Genomic DNA, 17,119 nt, shown 5'->3' on the forward strand with positions numbered 1-17,119 from the left:
TCACTCGTCGCGCAGCACCTAGGTGAAACGCCGCGCGTTCTCTTCGCGGACCATCGACGGAAGGATGAACAGGTCGACAAGGAGCCAAATACCCCCGGCGATGATGAGCGGGATGCCGATGAGGAATGCTGCGAGGAGCCAGCCGCCCATCCAGAGGCACAGAAGCAGAATCGCCGACCCAGTGCGGCCAAGGTAGAAGCGGTGCGCACCAACTCCGCCGAGAAGGAGGAAGAAGAGGTATGCAATGCCCACTTCCTTGGTTGGGCGGGCAGATTGCGGAGCGTACGGACCCCACGCTCGACCATCCCACCACTGCACCATGCCGCTTGGCCCGGGATACCAGCCGGGGCCGGGTGTCTGAGGGATGCCGTAGCCCGCGATCTGCGCTGGTTGAGCCACAGGGGGATGCGGTCTTGGTGCGATCACCAGTTGACTAGGCGGCGGCAAGTCGGGGGCGAGCGCCATGTACTCAGCCTGCGCATTCGGCGCGCCGATCACGTCGGTAGTCCACTCGAACCCGTTCCAGAACCTCTTTCCGCCACCCGGGACGGAATACCAACCGGCTATCGCGGCGGGAGGGTTGTCCGTCATCGTGATCCTCTTCTCGGAGACGCTTGTGGATCAACCTAGCGCGCTCGTCGACAGCCACATGCGCGTATCGAATAGGGGATGGGACCACCACCAGGACGCCGTGTCTCGCGTGTTCTCAGACGGTGGCGCCTTCGCGCCAGGCTTTGTTACCGTGACGTCATGATCATCGTCACAACGAACGACATTCCCGGATACCGCATCACGAACGTGTTCGGCGAGGTGTTCGGCTTGACCGTCCGCTCGCGCCACCTCGGGTCCAACATCGGGGCGTCATTCAAGTCTCTCGCGGGCGGGGAGCTGAAAGGCATCACGAAACTCTTGCAGGAGACAAGGGAAGAAGCGCTGGCACGACTCTCGGCGGAGGCTTCGCAACGAGGGGGAAATGCTGTCGTCGCATTCCGCTTCGAGACCAACGACTACGGCGACTCCGGCGGTGTCGAAGTGTGCGCGTACGGCACCGCCGTCACGATCGAAGCCGCGGCGTAGCAGTCCGGCCCTGATGTCCCGCAGTTGATCCGCTTCAGGGTCTTACTGTCGTGCGTGTGCCAGGAGGCGTCCGCCACGCTCTGGCAACTGTGCGCCCCCGTGTATCAGAACCCGATCGCCTCGCGATAGCGAGGCTTGTGACCGGTGCGGATGCCGGTGACGCTGGGCTTGTTCTCGTACACGCCCGCGCCCCAGTTTCCCTCGACCAGCACAGGGCCGGTCGGCGTGACGACGATGTCCCAGCCGACGTACTGCACCTGCGGCACGACGCGGGCGACCTGATCGACGAACGACTTCACGTCGTCGATCATCGGCAGCTGGAAGTCACCGATGACGAACCCCGAGTCGGGGTGTGTGCGGTGCACATGACCGTGCGAGTCGTAGCCGGGGCCGACGGCGTGGCCTTCGTCGTCGAGCATCGTGTAGAAGCCGCCGAAGGTCATCTGGTCGCTCACGGCGCCCCGCCCGAACTTCTGCGCCATCGCGAGGATGTGGGTGCGCTCGCCGTCGAAGAACGCCGTCACGCGCGTGGTGTTCACTGTGCCGGGGCACACCGCCGCGAGATCGGGATGCTGGACGATGACCTCTTCGACGAGTAGCTCGCCGCGCGAGAGCAGGTCGGCATGGAATTGCGTCCAGTCGGCGATCTCGGCCGCGTGGTAGCGGTGAACGCCGGTGCCGGCCTGGCCGACCGGCTCCTTCGTCACGATCGTTCCCTGACGCTCCGTGAACGCCCGCAGCTCATCGGCATTGCCGTCCGCGACGACCATCCACTCGCGCTTGAGGAAGTCGGAGAACTCGTGATCGAACTCCACCTTGTCCTGGAACAGGTGGCGGAAATCGGGGTGGTCGTACTTCTGCGACAGCTGGTTCGAGACCGGGTGGGTCATGTACGTCGCCCGCTCAGCGCTGCGCAGGATCGCGAAGTCGTAGTCGATGTAATCCTGGAACCCGACATTGCGCACGCCTGCCTGCCACAGCATGTCGACGACGATTGCCGGCATCCACTTGCCGTGGTCTGCGGATGCTTCACGCGCACGTTCCAGCACCGAACCGACGTTGATGTTCCGGGCGCGGTCGGCGAGGTAATGAAGGCGAGGCGCGAGGCCGAGACCGTTCTGAGGCATGCGTGCTCCGGGGTAGGCAGCGGGGACCCGGATAGTCTAGATGGCGTGATCGAGGCGGAACGCGGGCAGGGTGCGCCCGCCGACGGCATCCGTCCGCGCAGCACTCCGGTCGCCCGCATCGCACTCGACGTGCTCGCCGCCAACGCGTCGGCGCTCGGCGGCACCGGATCCGTGGCCGATCTGCGCGCGGACGCGTGGGGTCACGGTGTCGCCCACGCGGCGCGCGTGATCCTGGACGCCGGTGTTGATTCCGTGATCGTCGACTCCGCCGATCGCGCCGGTGTGCTCGTGTCGGGCATCGATTCGGGCCGCGTGCTGGTCGAAGGGCGAGGCACGATCGACCAGGCCGTCTTGTTCGGGCTCCCCGGCGGGGGAACCGCGCCGGTGATGCGGCTCCGCGGCTCTGTGCTGGGCGTGAAGCCCCTGCGGGCGGGGGAGGGCGTCTCGTACGGGTACGCCCATCGCGCGCCCTCAGACACGCACGCAGCCCTGGTCGCGGGCGGCTACGCGCAGGGGATCGTGCGCGAGCTCGGCGGACTCGTGGATGTCGCGATCCGCGGGGCGCAGCATCCGATCATCGGTCGGATCGCGATGGACGCCTGCGTCATCGATGTCGGCGACGCCGACGTCGACCGCGGCGATGCCGTGTGGTTCTTCGGCGACACAACGGCCGGCGAACCGTCGCTCGCAGACTGGGTCGCTGCGACGGGGTGGACCGCTGCAGAACTCGTGACGGCCGTGGGCCGGCTCACGATGCGGGAGCACACCTCGTGACCGCGCGGCTCGAGGTCGACCTCGACGCCCTGTCTGCGAACCTCGCCCGCGTGCAGGCCGTCGCCGCACCCGCATCGGTGATGCTCGTCGTGAAAGATGACGCCTACGGGCACGGATTGGCACCGGTCGTGCTGCGAGCGTGGGCGGCCGGCATTCGCTGGATCGGTGCGTTCGACGCCCGCACCGGGCTCGCAGTCCGCGCCCTGCTGGGCCCCGACGCGCGCATCTTCGTGTGGATCGCCGCGTCACCCGGCGACGCCCTCGCCGCCGTGGCCGCCGACCTCGACATCGGAGTGGGCGACGCGCAGGTCCTGGAAGAGGTCGCTGCGGCGGCCTTCACCCTCGATGCGCGCGCACGCGTGCACCTGAAGATCGACACCGGCTTGCACCGCAACGGCGTGCGCCCGGAATCGTGGCCGGCGTTCGTCGGTCGGGCGCGGACCCTTCAGGACCAGGGCCGGATCGATGTCGTCGGCATCTGGAGCCACATCGCTGAAGCCTCCGACGCCGACGACGACGCCGCACGCGACGCATTCGAGGATGCTGTCGCCGCGGCGGGTCGCGCAGGCCTCAGCCCCCGGCTGCGGCACCTCGCCGCCAGCGCCGCGTCCTTCGCGCGGCCTGAGTTCCGCTACGACCTCGTGCGCGTCGGCGCGTTCGCGTACGGGATCGCGCCGGCGGGCGGCCCATCGGCCGACGAGCTCGGCATCCGTCCGCTTGCGACCCTTCGCGCAGAGGTGCTCGATACCCAGGGCGAGATCGCGCGCATCGGGGTGGGCGCGCTCGATGGTCTGCCCTCCGTGCTCGCGGGTCGCATCGTGGTCGGCACGCCATCCGGTGCGCGGCCGCTCATCGACATCGGCGAACGTGAGAGCACCGTCGGCAGCTGGCCCGGCGCTGCGATGGGCGACACCGTCACGATCTATGGTCCGGCAGATGCGGCGCCGTACTCCGCCACCGCCCTCGCGGAAAAGATCGGCACGATCGGCGAGGAGATCGCCGTGCGGATCAGCCCGGGCGTGACCCGCGTGTACCGCGGGCTCTGAGGCTACGCCGGCTCGCTCAGTCGGGGCGTCTCGTCGTGCCAGCTGGTGGCCACGCTCCGGAGCTTCTCTTCGTACTTGCGCCCGTGGTGGGCGCAGAAGAGCAGCTCGCTGCCGTTGACCTCGGCGGCGATGTAGGCCTGAGCGCCACAGGAATCGCAGCGATCGGCGGCCGTGAGACGGTAGGTGAAGGGGGCGGCGGTCTCGTCGGGTGTCGTCAGTGTGTTCATGTCAGGTGCCTCCTCGGTCATCGCGTCCACGTCCGGATGCATCACATACAACCACGCAGATGTTTCGTGAATGCCGCGAATCCATGACATTTCGCTGTGCGCGTACGTTGCGATGAGCCGCCGAGTGTCTTCCGCCGTCGTGTATGTGCCCGCGGTTACTGTTGAGGATTGTGACCTCCGAGTATTCCGCCCATCACCTGCAGGTGCTCGAAGGGCTCGAGGCGGTCCGCAAGCGGCCCGGCATGTACATCGGCTCGACCGACTCGCGCGGCCTGATGCACTGCCTGTGGGAGATCATCGACAACTCCGTGGACGAGGCTCTCGGCGGCTTCGGTTCGCGCATCGACATCGTCCTGCACCCCGACGGCAGTGTGGAGGTCCGCGACCGCGCGCGCGGCATCCCCGTCGACATCGAGCCTCGCACAGGGCTTTCGGGCGTCGAGGTGGTCTTCACCAAGCTGCACGCCGGCGGCAAGTTCGGCGGGGGGTCGTACGCGGCCTCGGGCGGACTCCACGGAGTCGGCGCATCCGTGGTCAACGCGCTCTCGGAGCGGTTGGATGTCGAGGTCGACCGCGGCGGGAAGACCTGGGCGATGTCGTTCCACCGTGGCGAACCCGGCACGTTTGCAAACGGCGCGCCCGATTCGACGTTCACGCCGTTCGACAAGAGCTCCGAGCTGCGTGTCACCGGTCGGGCGGCGAAGGGCGTGACAGGCACCCGCATCCGCTACTGGGCCGACCCGCAGATCTTCACCAAGGATGCGGCGTTCAACCTCGAGGAGCTCGAGCAGCGCGCCCGTCAGACGGCGTTCCTCGTTCCCGGCCTCGAGATCGTCGTCCGCGACGAGCGCACTTCGCGGGGGTCGTCTGCCGAGGGGCCGATCGAGACCACCTACCGCTTCGACGGCGGCATATCGGAGTACGCCGACTTCCTCGCCCCTGATGCCGCGATCACCGACACCTGGCGTCTCACCGGCGCGGGAACGTTCACTGAGACGGTGCCGGTACTTCAGCCCACCGGTGCCATGGTTCCCACCGCTGTCGAGCGCGAGTGCGTCGTCGACGTCGCGCTGCGGTGGGGGACCGGGTACGACACCGTGACGCGCTCCTACGTCAACATCATCGCGACGCCCAAGGGCGGTACGCACCAGCAGGGCTTCGATGCCGGTCTGATGAAGGTGGTCCGCACCCAGGTCGAGCAGAATGCGCGGCGACTGAAGGTCGGGAACGACAAGCTCGAGAAGGATGACATCCTCGCAGGTCTCACCGCCGTGCTCACCGTGCGCGTGCCCGAGCCGCAGTTCGAAGGCCAGACCAAAGAGGTCCTCGGCACTCCGGCAGTCCGCCAGATCGTCGCCAACGTCGTCACGCGCGAGCTGACGGCGCGGTTCGCCTCGTCCAAGCGCGACGACAAGTCGCAGACCGCCCTCCTCCTCGACAAAGTCGTCTCCGAGATGAAGGCGCGCATCTCGGCGCGCACCCACAAAGAGACCCAGCGTCGCAAGAACGCGCTCGAATCGTCGTCGCTGCCGACCAAGCTCGCCGACTGCCGCACCAACGACGTCGCCGACTCGGAGCTGTTCATCGTCGAGGGCGACTCGGCGCTCGGCACCGCCAAGCTCGCGCGCAGCAGCGAGTATCAGGCGCTGCTGCCCATCCGCGGCAAGATCCTCAACGTGCAGAAGGCGTCGATCAGCGACATGCTGTCGAATCTCGAGTGCGCCTCGATCATCCAGGTGATCGGCGCGGGTTCGGGTCGCTCGTTCGACCTCGACGCCGCGCGCTACGGCAAGATCATCCTGATGAGCGACGCCGATGTCGATGGTGCGCACATCCGCACGCTCCTGCTGACGCTCTTCTTCCGCTACATGCGTCCCCTCATCGAAGACGGCCGGGTGTATGCGGCCGTCCCCCCGCTGCACCGGGTGATCGCGATCAACGCCGGCAGCAAGCCGAACGACACGATCTACACCTACAGCGAGCAGGAGCTGCACGCCCTGCTGGCCAAGCTCACGAAGGCCGGCAAGCGCTGGCACGAGCCCATCCAGCGCTACAAGGGGCTCGGCGAGATGGATGCCGAGCAGCTCGCGGTCACCACCATGGACCGGGCGGGGCGGGCCCTGCGCCGCGTGCGTGTCGCAGACGCCGAGTCGGCGTCCGCGGTGTTCGAGCTATTGATGGGCAATGAGGTCGCGCCGCGCCGCGAGTTCATCGTCGACTCGTCGGCCCACCTGTCCCGAGAGAGCATCGACGCCTGAGCCAGACGGCGTTCGGTCGGCTCAGCGGACGGGCTCGCCGATCGCGCCGATGACCCCGTCGAGGGGCTGACCCGAGGCATCCCGCTTCGCACCGCTCTCGGGCAGCGCGCGCACCGCGCCATCCGGACCGACGGCACGCGCAGGACCCTGGCCGACCCATGCGGCGGTGAGCGTGTCTTCGCCCTTGAGAAACCGCTGGGCGCGCACGCCACCCGTTCCGCGTCCCTTGGGCGGGAACTCGTCGTAGGGCGACACCTTCGCCGAGCCGGGATCTGCCCCGGCGATCGCCTGTGTGCGTCCGGCGACCGTGACCACGAGGGCATCGGATGCCTCGGCTCCGACGACCCCGAAGAACACCGTGCTCTCGCCGGGCGCGAGCCGCATGCCCGCCATGCCGCCGGCCGACCGGCCCTGGGGGCGCACCGACGACGCATCGAAGCGCAGCAGCTGAGCGTCGGAGGCGACGAACACGAGCTCCGCACCATCGGGGGTGGGCGCGGCGCCGACCACCCGGTCGCCCGGTTTGAGGGTGATCAGCTCGATGTCGTGCTTCGGCCCGAGCTCGGTCGCCGCCACGCGCTTCACGACACCCTGAGCGGTGCCCAGGGCCACGGGCGGCTCTGCGACGAGCGGCACGATCGCCAGCACGTGCTCGCCGCTGGGGAGACCCAGATACTGGTCGGCCCGCGCCCCCGCCGACAGCTGCACCGAGTTGCCCGGCACCGACGGCAGATCGACGGGTGAGAAACGGACGATCCGGCCGGCGCTGGTCACCGCACCCAGATCCGCCCGGGTCGTCGTGTCGACGGACGAGCGCACCGCGTCGTGCTTCGAGCGGCGCGTGGGCGTGATGACGCCGCCGTTCGCCGCATCCGCACTCAATTCCGCACGCACCATCCGACCGGTCGCCGAGAGGTAGACGCGGCAGGGCGAATCGGCGATCTGCAGGTCGGCCGGAGCGGCGCCGGACCGGGAGGGGCGGGCGGTGACGGGGCCCCCGTTCAACAGGAGCGTCCGCCGGGGAGTGCCGTACGTGTCGGCAGCCGCCTCCAGTTCACGGGCCACCTGCGCGTGCAGGAGCGACTCGCTGCCCAGGAGTTCTTCGAGCTGCGCGATCTCGGTCATCAGCGCATCGCGCTCGGACTCGAGCTCTACGCGCGAGAACCTGGTCAAGCGGCGCAGTCGCAGCTCGAGGATGTACTCGGCCTGCGCGTGCGACAGGTCGAACACGTCGATCAGCCGCGCGCGTGCCTGCTCGGCGTCATCGGAGGTGCGGATCACCTGGATGACTTCGTCGATGTCGACGATCGCGATCAGCAGACCCTCCACGAGGTGCAGTCGCTCCCGGCGGCGCGCCAGCCGGAACTCGCTCCGCCGCGTGACGACACGGATGCGGTGATCGATGTAGACCCGCAGGAGCTCCTTCAGCCCGAGAGTCTGCGGCTGCCCTGCGACCAGCGCGACGTTGTTGATGCTGAACGAGTCTTCGAGCGGGGTGAGGCGATAGAGCTGCTCCAGCACGGCCTGCGGGTCGAAGCCGGTCTTGATGGCGATCACGAGCCGAAGTCCATGATGGCGATCGGTCAGATCGTTGACATCGGCGATGCCCGTCAGCTTCTTCGCGTTGACGGCATCCTTGATCTTCTCGATGATGCGTTCCGGACCGACGAGGTACGGCAGCTCGGTGACGACGAGGCCGGTGCGCCGCGGACCCAGCGATTCGACGGCGACCTTGGCGCGGGTGCGGAAGCTGCCGCGCCCGACCGAGTACGCGTCCTTCACACCGTCGAGCCCCACGATGACGCCGCCGGAGGGCAGGTCGGGGCCGGGGACGAATTCCATGAGGTCTTCGACCGTCGCGGCCGGATTCTGCAAGAGGTGAATCGCGGCGGCAACGACCTCGATGAGGTTGTGCGGGGCCATGTTCGTGGCCATGCCGACCGCGATGCCGGTCGCGCCGTTCACCAGCAGGTTCGGATATGCCGCGGGCAGCACTTCGGGCTGCTGGAACTGTCCGTCGTAGTTCGGGATGAAGTCCACGACGTCTTCGTCGAGGTTCTCGGTGAGCGCGAGCGCCGCCGGGGCGAGCCGCGCCTCGGTATAGCGGGGGGCGGCGGGGCCGTCATCGAGCGAACCGAAATTGCCGTGCCCGTCGACCAGCGGAACACGCAACGAGAACGGCTGCGCGAGACGCACGAGCGCGTCGTAGATCGGCGCGTCGCCGTGGGGATGGAGCTTGCCCATCACCTCGCCGACGACGCGGGCGCTCTTGACGTGTCCGCGGTCGGGCCGCAGGCCCATCTCGGCCATCTGGTAGAGGATGCGGCGCTGGACCGGCTTCAGACCGTCACGTGCATCGGGGAGCGCACGGGAGTAGATCACCGAGTAGGCGTACTCGAGGAACGAGCCCTGCATCTCGGTGGCGACGTCGACGTCTTCGATGCGCTCCTCTGCACGCGCGGAGCCGGGAGTCTGAGGGGGAGTTGCGGGCATGCGGCTTCCGTGCGTCGGGTGAACAGAAGGGCCCGCCCGCCATATGCGAGACTGGCCCCGATGTCGCTCAGCCTACCGGCGGACCCTCCGCGCGCCCGGAGCCTCACCGGTGTGCTCCCAGAGCTCATCGCCGCTCTGGACGGGTCTTCGTCTTGGTTTCCGCCGGCCTCCAGCGCCATCGCGGTCGTCGTCGACGGCCTCGGTGCGCGCAATCTCGCGGCGCGCTCCGGTCACGCCAGGTTCCTCGCGCCGCGGATGACGAAGAATCACGTGGCGCGAACGGTCTTCCCCTCGACGACTGCCGCGGCCCTCACCAGCCTGCTGACCGGAGCCTCGCCTGGTACGCACGGCATCGTCGGCTACCGCATACGCGTCCCAGGCACCGACCTCGTGCCCAATCAGCTGCACGGCTGGGAGACGGACGGGCTCGATCCGCACACCTGGCAACGCGCGCAGCCGCTGATCGAGCGCGAGGCAGCCGCCGGGCGGCCCTGCTTCGTCGTCTCTCGCGCGGATTACGTGGGTTCGGGTTTCACCGAGGCGACCCTTCGAGGTGCGACGTTCCTGAGCGCGACCGGATTCGAAGAACGGGCGATCATCGCCGCCGACCTGGCGGCCCAGCATCCCGGCGCCCTGATCTACCTCTACGCGCCCGAACTGGACGGTGTGGGCCACCGGCACGGGTGGGAGTCGGACGAATGGTCGGCTGCCCTCGAGAGCACGGATGCCGCGATCGCCGCGCTGTCGGCGCGCCTGCCACCCGCCGTGGGGGCCGTGGTCACCGCCGACCACGGGATGGTCGACGTGGCGCGGCACCGCCAGCTGCTGCTCGGCGAGGGCGACGCACTCGTGGACGGCGTGCGTCTCATCGGCGGAGAGCCGCGGATGCTGCACCTCTACGCCGAAGACGGTGCGGCCGCGCAGGTGCTCGAGGTGTGGCGGCGTTCCGAGGCGGGGCGCTCGTGGGTGATGTCACGCGACGAAGCCCTTCACGCGGGTCTCTTCGGTCCGGAGGTCGATGCGGCCGTCCTCCCGAGGATCGGCGATGTCGTGGTCGGTGCGCGGGCCGCGGTCGCCTACTACGACGATCGACTCGCCGATAAGGGCTCGCAGCGCATGGTCGGGCAGCACGGATCGCTGACCGACGAAGAGCGCACCGTGCCGCTCATCCCGCTGGGCGCGTTCGCCTGAAGACGCTCAGTTCTCGGGGTACTCAGTTCTCATCGGTGCGAGCACCGAACACGATCTCGTCCCACGAGGGCATGGAGCTGCGGCCCTTACGGCGATTGCCCGAGTCGTTCGCGGCGACCTGATCCATCGAGGCACGCTCGATGGGCACGGGGCCGGACTCGTAGCCCGACTCGCCCTCGTACCCGGGCTCGAGGGCGTCGAACAGCGCCATGGGCGACTGACCGCGCGACGGCTCTCGTGTAGACAGTTCTCGTGAAGACGGTTCCCGCGAAGATTCCGTGGCATCGAGTCCGGGAAGCGGCTCGCGCTGGCCCCTACGACGGCGCAGCGCCTCCAGGAGGTCGGCGGTCTCGGTCGAGGTCACCGCGGCGTCGGGTGCGCGTTTGATCGCAGCCTGGGAAACAGCGGGGGCGGTCGGCGCCGGCACCTCGGGGCTCGCGAGATCCGCTTCCGGATCGGGCACTCGACGCGGGCCGAAGGCACCGCTGTCGAATCGGCTGTCGTCCTTGGCGGTCGGCGTGTCCAGTGCACGGAGGCGGGGGATGAGCCCCTCGGGCAGCGACCCCTGCCGGGAAAGCTGGGTCGCATCACCGTTGAGGGGCGACAGGATCGTGCGCCGCGGGTCGAACCCCCACCGGGCGTCGTGCTCCACGTCGGCCGCAGAGAACTCGAGCTTGACGATCCAGCCCGATGCTTCCTTCCAGCTCGTCCAGCGCTCCGCGGTCGCCCCTGCCTCTGCGAGCTTCGCGCGAACCGCCGCGCCGAAGGTGGGGAGGGCGTCGTGCTCGAAGTCGCCCCCGAGCAGAACGGGTACGGACAGCGCCTGGCTCACGATGTGCTCGCGCTCCGCAAGCACCGGGCCCTCGAAACGTGCGACGTCCTCGACCCGCGCGTTCAGGAGCGCAGCGACCTCGGCGGTCGTGAGGCCGGAGCGGATGTGCGCCTGTATCTCACGAGGACTCGGGTGGGCGGCCCGCTGGTCGTCGTCGCGGTCGTGGCGGGCGCGGCGCAGTTCGCCGCGCAGCACGTCATCGACGGCGAGCGAAAAACGCTCTCCCGATTCGGTCACCAGGACGAGCACATCGTCTTCGGTGCCGACGACTTTGAGCTGTTCCATGCGAAACGCCTCTCCGATCCTGCGGTGTGCGGCCATGTTCGCACAGCGCGGGCCAACCTCCGGGAATATCGCGGGCGTGCCGTGAGTTTCACGCATCGCAGACCGGGAAATCCGCCGCAGCGAGTGGCGCATTTGCGAAATGGACGAAGGTCATGCAAACTATCGCCGCCCGCAGGGGCGGACGCACACGCACTTTGGGAAGTTGAGACGTTTACGCAATGGCCACCGATTACGATGCCCCACGCAAGACCGAGGACGACAGCGAGTCGATCGAGGCCCTGAAAGAGCGTGTTCCTGACAAGCTCTCGGGCTCGGTCGACGTCGAAGACGCCGACAACCCCTCGGGATTCGAGCTGCCGGGCGCCGATCTGTCGGACCTCGAGCTCGACGTGGTGGTTCTGCCCGCCCAGGAGGACGAGTTCACGTGCGTCAACTGCTTCCTCGTGAAGCACCGCTCGCAGCTCGACCACGAAACCTCGGATGGGCCTATCTGCGTGGAGTGCTCGGCCTGAGCTGAGCTCCGCTGATCGCCGCCGCCAGACGGTCGGGGGTCCGCGTGGACAGCGCCCAGAAGGGCACGGGGTCGTCGGGGTCATCCACCGCGACGACCACCACCCCGTCGATTCCGCCACGGAACAGGTGCCACGCTCGCGGGTGGAGTCCGGGTCCGCGCGCATTCCGCGCATCGTCTCCTACGAAGGTCTGGGTCTCACCCAGGAACGACAGTTCGATGCGAGCGCGGCCCGCGCGAAGCCAGCCGTCCGAGACCTCGACGGTGGGTGAAGCCGCGACCATCAGCACGACCACGCCGATCCCGGCGATAGCGCCGAAGATGAGCGCGAGCGTCGTGTCGATGGGGGTGAACACGAGCGCCACCATGGGTCCGCACAGCGCGGCGCTGACCAGCGCCCACAGCGAAGGGCTCAATCGCTCACGGAACACGACGCCCGTCTCACTCCGAATGCTGCTCACTGTCTTCTGCATTACCCTCGTTGCGTGACCGAAACCGTGGACGTCCTCATTATCGCCCCCGAAGTTCCGGCTTACGCCCACCCCGGCGATGCGGGGGCCGACCTCGTGTCGGCGGAAGCGCTGACGCTTCCCCCTGGCGGAAGAGCGCTGGTGGGTACCGGAGTGCGCATCGCGCTGCCGGACGGATACGTCGGCTTCATCGTTCCGCGCAGCGGACTGGCCACCAGACACGGGATCACGATCGTGAACTCACCGGGAACCGTGGATGCCGGATACCGCGGCGAACTCAAGGTCACGCTGCTGAACACCGACACCGAATCCGCCTACGACATCGCGGTCGGCGATCGCATCGCCCAGCTGATCGTCATGCCCGTCCCGAGGGCGCGATTCATCCCGGTCGAGGTGCTCCCGGACAGTGTCCGGGGCGAGGCGGGCTTCGGCTCCACCGGCTATCAGACAGACAGAGGAAGCAACGCATGACAGACGCAACACCCGCCGACGACGAGGCCGTCATCGCCGCGTCCTCCGCTGACCGCGCCACCACCGGGCCGTTCGACGAGACCGAGGCCAATCCGGTGCGCCCCTACATCGATCTCGGCGGAATCAAGATCCTGCCCCGCGAGGGGCTCAACCTGCGCCTCGAGGTCGAGGAGCAGACCAAGCGGATCGTGGCGGTGGGCCTTGACTACGCCGACTCCACACTTCAGGTGCAGCCCTTCGCGGCGCCGCGATCCTCAGGTCTGTGGGAGGAGACCCGCGATCAGATCCGCGGCCAGATCCGCCAGCAGGGCGGCCGCGTCGAAGAGCGCCAGGGCCCCCTGGGGCCTGAGCTGCTCGCCGAGGTTCCGGTGTCCGGCACCGACGGCACGGCCGGTAAGCGCCTGGCGCGCTTCATCGGCGTCGACGGACCACGGTGGTTCCTGCGCGGAGTCATCGGCGGCGCAGCCGCGGGCGACGTGGATGCTGCGGCCAAGGTCGAAGACCTGTTCCGCTCGATCGTGGTGGTGCGGGGGACGACCCCGATGCCGCCCCGCGACCTGATCCCGCTGCGGATGCCGGCCACGCCGGGCGTCGCGTGAGCGATCCGGTTCCGCAGGACGCGGATCGCAGCGCAGCGCCCGAGCCCGCGGAGACATCGACCGCCGACGTGCTCGGCGCGGCGCTGGGCAGCGCCGCCCGACGAGCAGGGCTCGACCCGGCGGACGGCCGCGGCACGGGGCACGTGGTGTGGCGTGCGATGGGCGGCTGGCGCGGCATCCTGGAATCGGTCCTCCCCAGCCTCATCTTCGTCGTCGTGTTCACCGTCACCTACGATCCGGCGACCGGTGCAGGCAACCTCCCCCTCTCGCTGGGTCTCTCAGTGGGGCTCGCGGCCGTATTCACCGTGGTGCGTCTCGCGACCCGCTCACCCGTGTCGGCCGCGCTCGGCGGGCTGATCGCCACGGTCGGCGCGGCGCTGCTGTCGCTGTGGACCGGCCGCGGTCAGGACAACTTCCTCTGGGGCTTCGTCACGAATGCGGCCTACGGCACGGCGTTCCTGGTGTCTGCCCTGATCGGGTGGTCACTCATCGGCCTCGCCGCCGGCTATCTCATGGGCGAGGGAACCGCGTGGCGCACCGATAAGCGCAAGCGGCGCGCGTTCTTCTGGCTCGCGATCGCCTGGGCGGGGCTGTTCGCTGCGCGACTCATCGTCCAGCTTCCGCTGTACTTCGCGGGCGACGTCACGGCCCTCGGCACGTTCAAGCTCATCATGGGGCTACCGCTGTTCGCGCCGCTCGTCGCGGTCACGTGGCTGGCGGTCCGCGCCCTCTATCCGCGCCCCGATGCCCGGCCATCCAAGTGATACATTTATCTTGACGTCAAGATAAATTTGGCCGTCGTCGCGGTTAGGTGAACCTCACTGGCCCGCGCGCGCCGGTACGGGAAAGATGGGGATGCCGAGCCTCGCGGCCGGTACCCGCCGTCGAAGAAGGAGACGCACGTGTCCACGGTTGACAGCTTCGGTGCCAAGAGCACCCTGACGGTCGGCAGCACCGACTACGAGATCTTCCGCATCGACAAGGTCGCCGGGTACGAGAAGCTCCCGTTCAGCCTCAAAGTGCTGCTGGAGAACCTGTTGCGCACCGAAGACGGTGCCAATGTGACCAAGGCGCAGATCGAGGCGCTCGGGTCATGGATCCCCGAGTCCGAGCCCGACACCGAGATCCAGTTCACCCCTGCGCGCGTGGTCATGCAGGACTTCACCGGCGTCCCCTGCATCGTCGACCTGGCCACGATGCGCGAGGCCGTCGAGGCGCTGGGCGGCGACGCGAAGAAGATCAACCCGCTGTCGCCGGCCGAGATGGTCATCGACCACTCCGTCATCGCCGACCTGTTCGGCACCGAGAGCGCTCTCGAGCGCAACGTCGAGATCGAGTACGAACGCAACGGCGAGCGATACCAGTTCCTCCGATGGGGCCAGACCGCGTTCGACGACTTCAAGGTCGTCCCGCCGGGGACGGGCATCGTCCACCAGGTCAACATCGAACACCTCGCAAAGGTGATCTACGACCGGGTCTCGACAAGCTCTGCCACCGGAGAATCCGTCCTGCGCGCGTACCCCGACACGTGCGTGGGCACCGACTCGCACACCACCATGGTGAACGGGCTCGGAGTGCTCGGCTGGGGCGTCGGCGGAATCGAGGCCGAGGCCGCGATGCTCGGCCAGCCCGTCTCGATGCTGATCCCGAAGGTTGTCGGCTTCAAGCTCGCCGGCGCCATCCCGACCGGCGTCACCGCGACCGACGTGGTGCTCACGATCACCGAGATGCTGCGCCAGCACGGCGTCGTCGGCAAGTTCGTGGAGTTCTACGGCGAGGGCGTCGCCTCAGTGCCACTGGCCAACCGCGCCACGATCGGCAACATGAGCCCCGAGTTCGGTTCCACCGCCGCGATCTTCCCGATCGACGATGTGACGATCGACTACCTGCGCCTCACGGGTCGGAGTGACCAGCAGCTGGCACTGGTCGAGGCGTACGCGAAGGAGCAGTCGCTGTGGCACGACGCCGCACGCGAGCCCGTGTTCAGCGAATACATGGAGCTCGACCTGTCGACGGTCGTCCCCTCCATCGCCGGTCCGAAGCGGCCCCAGGACCGCATCGAGCTCTCGCGCTCGAAGGAGCAGTTCGAAGTGGACCTGGTGGACTACGCCGGGGTCGATCACGACCTCGTCGACCTCGAGGGCGCGGAGTCGTTCCCGGCATCCGATCCGCCGAACAACTCGCCGGAAGAGGAATACAGCCACCACACTCACCATCACCACAGCCACGCGCCGCGGACGGTTTCCAAGCCCTCGCCCGTCACTCTCGCCGACGGGCAGGAGTTCGTCCTCGACCACGGTGCGGTCACCATCGCGGCCATCACCTCGTGCACGAACACATCGAACCCCTCCGTGATGCTCGCCGCGGGTCTCCTCGCGCGCAATGCCGTCAAGAAGGGCCTGAAGGCCAAGCCGTGGGTCAAGACCACCCTCGCGCCCGGCTCGAAGGTCGTCACCGACTACTACGAGAAGGCCGGACTCACCAAAGACCTCGAAGACCTCGGCTTCTTCACCGTCGGCTACGGCTGCACGACGTGCATCGGAAACTCCGGGCCCCTCATCGAGGAGGTCTCGGCCGCGATCAACGAGAACGATCTGGCCGTCACCGCCGTCCTCTCGGGCAACCGCAACTTCGAGGGTCGCATCAACCCCGACGTCAAGATGAACTACCTCGCCAGCCCGCCACTGGTGATCGCGTACTCCCTGGCCGGTTCGATGAACTTCGATTTCGAGACCGACGCCCTCGGCAAGGACACCGATGGCAACGATGTGTTCCTGAAGGACATCTGGCCCGACGCCGCCGAGGTGCAGTCGACGATCGACTCGTCGATCAACAAGGAGATGTTCACGCACCAGTACGCCAGTGTCTTCGAGGGCGACGAGCGCTGGCAGACGCTGCCCACGCCGACCGGCGCCGTGTTCGAGTGGGACGACGCCTCGACCTACGTCCGCAAGCCCCCGTACTTCGATGGCATGACCATGGAGTTGACGCCGGTGGCCGACATCGAGGGCGCACGCGTGATGGCGACGCTCCTGGATTCGGTGACCACCGACCACATCAGCCCGGCCGGCAACATCAAGGCCGACAGCCCCGCGGGTCACTACCTCGCCGAGCACGGCGTCGACCGCAAGGACTTCAACTCCTACGGCTCGCGCCGAGGCAACCACGAGGTCATGATCCGCGGGACATTCGCGAACATCCGCCTGAAGAACCAGATCGTCCGCTCGGTCAACGACGGCGCAGAGGTCGAGGGCGGCTTCACTCGGGACTTCACCCGAGAGGGCGGCCCCCAGGCGTTCATCTACGACGCGAGCCGGAACTACCAGGCCGAAGGCACTCCGCTCGTGATCTTCGGCGGCAAGGAGTACGGGTCCGGATCGTCGCGCGACTGGGCGGCCAAGGGCACGAGCCTGCTGGGCGTGAAGGCCGTCATCACCGAGAGCTTCGAGCGCATCCACCGCTCGAACCTCATCGGAATGGGCGTCGTTCCCCTGCAGTTCCCGGCGGGCGAGAGCTGGGGTTCGCTCGGACTCGACGGCACCGAGATCGTCTCGATCACCGGCCTCGAACAGCTCAACGAGGGCCTCACCCCGAAGACCGTGCACGTCACCGCCGCACCGAGCGAATTCTCGGCCGAGGGCAAGCCGACCGTCGAGTTCGATGCGATCGTCCGCATCGACACGCCCGGTGAAGCCGACTACTACCGCAACGGCGGCATCCTGCAGTACGTGCTGCGTTCGCTGGTCTAGCCGGCGGCA

16 protein-coding genes are annotated in these 17,119 nt (G+C 68.1%); 10 read left to right on the forward strand and 6 right to left on the reverse strand.

What is annotated here, in order from left to right; genetic code table 11:
- Nucleotides 1-18: 18 nt before the first annotated feature.
- Nucleotides 19-591: a TM2 domain-containing protein gene (locus ACFE6Z_RS03620; protein WP_375384302.1), complete on the reverse strand. Its 573-nt coding sequence runs from the start codon at nt 589-591 to the stop codon at nt 19-21.
- A gap of 159 nt (nt 592-750) precedes the next feature.
- Between ACFE6Z_RS03620 and ACFE6Z_RS03625 the strand changes: the two genes are divergently transcribed.
- A complete protein-coding gene (locus ACFE6Z_RS03625; RefSeq protein WP_375384303.1) occupies nt 751-1,077 on the forward strand; it encodes a YbjQ family protein in 327 nt (108 codons plus the stop codon).
- Between the two features lie 104 nt (nt 1,078-1,181).
- Here the strand turns inward: ACFE6Z_RS03625 and ACFE6Z_RS03630 are convergent, their stop codons facing one another.
- Nucleotides 1,182-2,204 (reverse strand): sugar-transfer associated ATP-grasp domain-containing protein, encoded by a 1,023-nt coding sequence (locus tag ACFE6Z_RS03630; protein WP_375384304.1) that lies wholly within the window; start codon nt 2,202-2,204, stop codon nt 1,182-1,184.
- A gap of 45 nt (nt 2,205-2,249) precedes the next feature.
- Between ACFE6Z_RS03630 and ACFE6Z_RS03635 the strand changes: the two genes are divergently transcribed.
- Complete coding sequence (locus ACFE6Z_RS03635; protein ID WP_375384305.1) at nt 2,250-2,978, forward strand: alanine racemase C-terminal domain-containing protein; 729 nt, start codon at nt 2,250-2,252, stop codon at nt 2,976-2,978.
- Nucleotides 2,975-4,024 carry an alanine racemase gene (locus tag ACFE6Z_RS03640; RefSeq protein ID WP_375384306.1) on the forward strand — a complete coding sequence of 350 codons (1,050 nt, stop codon included), beginning with the start codon at nt 2,975-2,977 and terminating at the stop codon, nt 4,022-4,024. The genes ACFE6Z_RS03635 and ACFE6Z_RS03640 overlap by 4 nt, the downstream gene beginning before the upstream one ends.
- 2 nt (nt 4,025-4,026) lie before the next feature.
- On the opposite strand, the gene ACFE6Z_RS03645 is transcribed toward ACFE6Z_RS03640, so the two are convergent.
- Nucleotides 4,027-4,251 carry a hypothetical protein gene (locus tag ACFE6Z_RS03645; RefSeq protein WP_375384307.1) on the reverse strand — a complete coding sequence of 75 codons (225 nt, stop codon included), beginning with the start codon at nt 4,249-4,251 and terminating at the stop codon, nt 4,027-4,029.
- A gap of 143 nt (nt 4,252-4,394) precedes the next feature.
- Here ACFE6Z_RS03645 and ACFE6Z_RS03650 point away from each other — a divergent pair, with 143 nt between their 5' ends.
- Nucleotides 4,395-6,509: a type IIA DNA topoisomerase subunit B gene (locus ACFE6Z_RS03650; RefSeq protein WP_375384308.1), complete on the forward strand. Its 2,115-nt coding sequence runs from the start codon at nt 4,395-4,397 to the stop codon at nt 6,507-6,509.
- Nucleotides 6,510-6,530: 21 nt separating this feature from the next.
- Here the strand turns inward: ACFE6Z_RS03650 and ACFE6Z_RS03655 are convergent, their stop codons facing one another.
- Entirely contained in the window at nt 6,531-9,002 is a 2,472-nt protein-coding gene (locus tag ACFE6Z_RS03655) for a DNA topoisomerase (ATP-hydrolyzing) subunit A (protein WP_375384309.1), read from the reverse strand.
- Nucleotides 9,003-9,062: 60 nt separating this feature from the next.
- On the opposite strand from ACFE6Z_RS03655, the gene ACFE6Z_RS03660 reads away from it, so the two are divergent.
- Nucleotides 9,063-10,193 carry an alkaline phosphatase family protein gene (locus ACFE6Z_RS03660; protein ID WP_375384310.1) on the forward strand — a complete coding sequence of 377 codons (1,131 nt, stop codon included), beginning with the start codon at nt 9,063-9,065 and terminating at the stop codon, nt 10,191-10,193.
- A gap of 22 nt (nt 10,194-10,215) precedes the next feature.
- Here the strand turns inward: ACFE6Z_RS03660 and sepH are convergent, their stop codons facing one another.
- Nucleotides 10,216-11,310 carry a septation protein SepH gene (gene sepH, locus ACFE6Z_RS03665; RefSeq protein WP_375384311.1) on the reverse strand — a complete coding sequence of 365 codons (1,095 nt, stop codon included), beginning with the start codon at nt 11,308-11,310 and terminating at the stop codon, nt 10,216-10,218.
- A 218-nt stretch (nt 11,311-11,528) separates the two neighbouring features.
- Between sepH and ACFE6Z_RS03670 the strand changes: the two genes are divergently transcribed.
- Entirely contained in the window at nt 11,529-11,822 is a 294-nt protein-coding gene (locus ACFE6Z_RS03670; RefSeq protein ID WP_375384312.1) for a DUF4193 domain-containing protein, read from the forward strand.
- Here ACFE6Z_RS03670 and ACFE6Z_RS03675 read toward each other — a convergent pair.
- Entirely contained in the window at nt 11,797-12,282 is a 486-nt protein-coding gene (locus tag ACFE6Z_RS03675; protein ID WP_375384313.1) for a DUF3093 domain-containing protein, read from the reverse strand. The two genes, ACFE6Z_RS03670 and ACFE6Z_RS03675, sit on opposite strands and share 26 nt — an antisense overlap.
- A gap of 24 nt (nt 12,283-12,306) precedes the next feature.
- On the opposite strand from ACFE6Z_RS03675, the gene dut reads away from it, so the two are divergent.
- From dut to acnA, 4 genes are all read left to right on the forward strand, one after another.
- Nucleotides 12,307-12,762, forward strand: a complete 456-nt coding sequence (gene dut / locus ACFE6Z_RS03680) for a dUTP diphosphatase (protein WP_375384314.1) — start codon at nt 12,307-12,309, stop codon at nt 12,760-12,762.
- Nucleotides 12,759-13,361: a DUF3710 domain-containing protein gene (locus tag ACFE6Z_RS03685; protein WP_375384315.1), complete on the forward strand. Its 603-nt coding sequence runs from the start codon at nt 12,759-12,761 to the stop codon at nt 13,359-13,361. The genes dut and ACFE6Z_RS03685 overlap by 4 nt, the downstream gene beginning before the upstream one ends.
- Nucleotides 13,358-14,125, forward strand: coding sequence for a DUF3159 domain-containing protein (locus tag ACFE6Z_RS03690; protein WP_375384316.1), 768 nt, complete (start codon nt 13,358-13,360; stop codon nt 14,123-14,125). The genes ACFE6Z_RS03685 and ACFE6Z_RS03690 overlap by 4 nt, the downstream gene beginning before the upstream one ends.
- 138 nt (nt 14,126-14,263) lie before the next feature.
- On the forward strand, nt 14,264-17,110 hold the full coding sequence (acnA, locus tag ACFE6Z_RS03695) for an aconitate hydratase AcnA (RefSeq protein WP_375384317.1): 2,847 nt from the start codon (nt 14,264-14,266) through the stop codon (nt 17,108-17,110).
- Nucleotides 17,111-17,119 lie beyond the last annotated feature (9 nt).

Origin of the sequence: uncultured Microbacterium sp. (assembly GCF_964244775.1) — a bacterium.
Classification (GTDB): Bacteria; Actinomycetota; Actinomycetes; order Actinomycetales; family Microbacteriaceae; genus Microbacterium.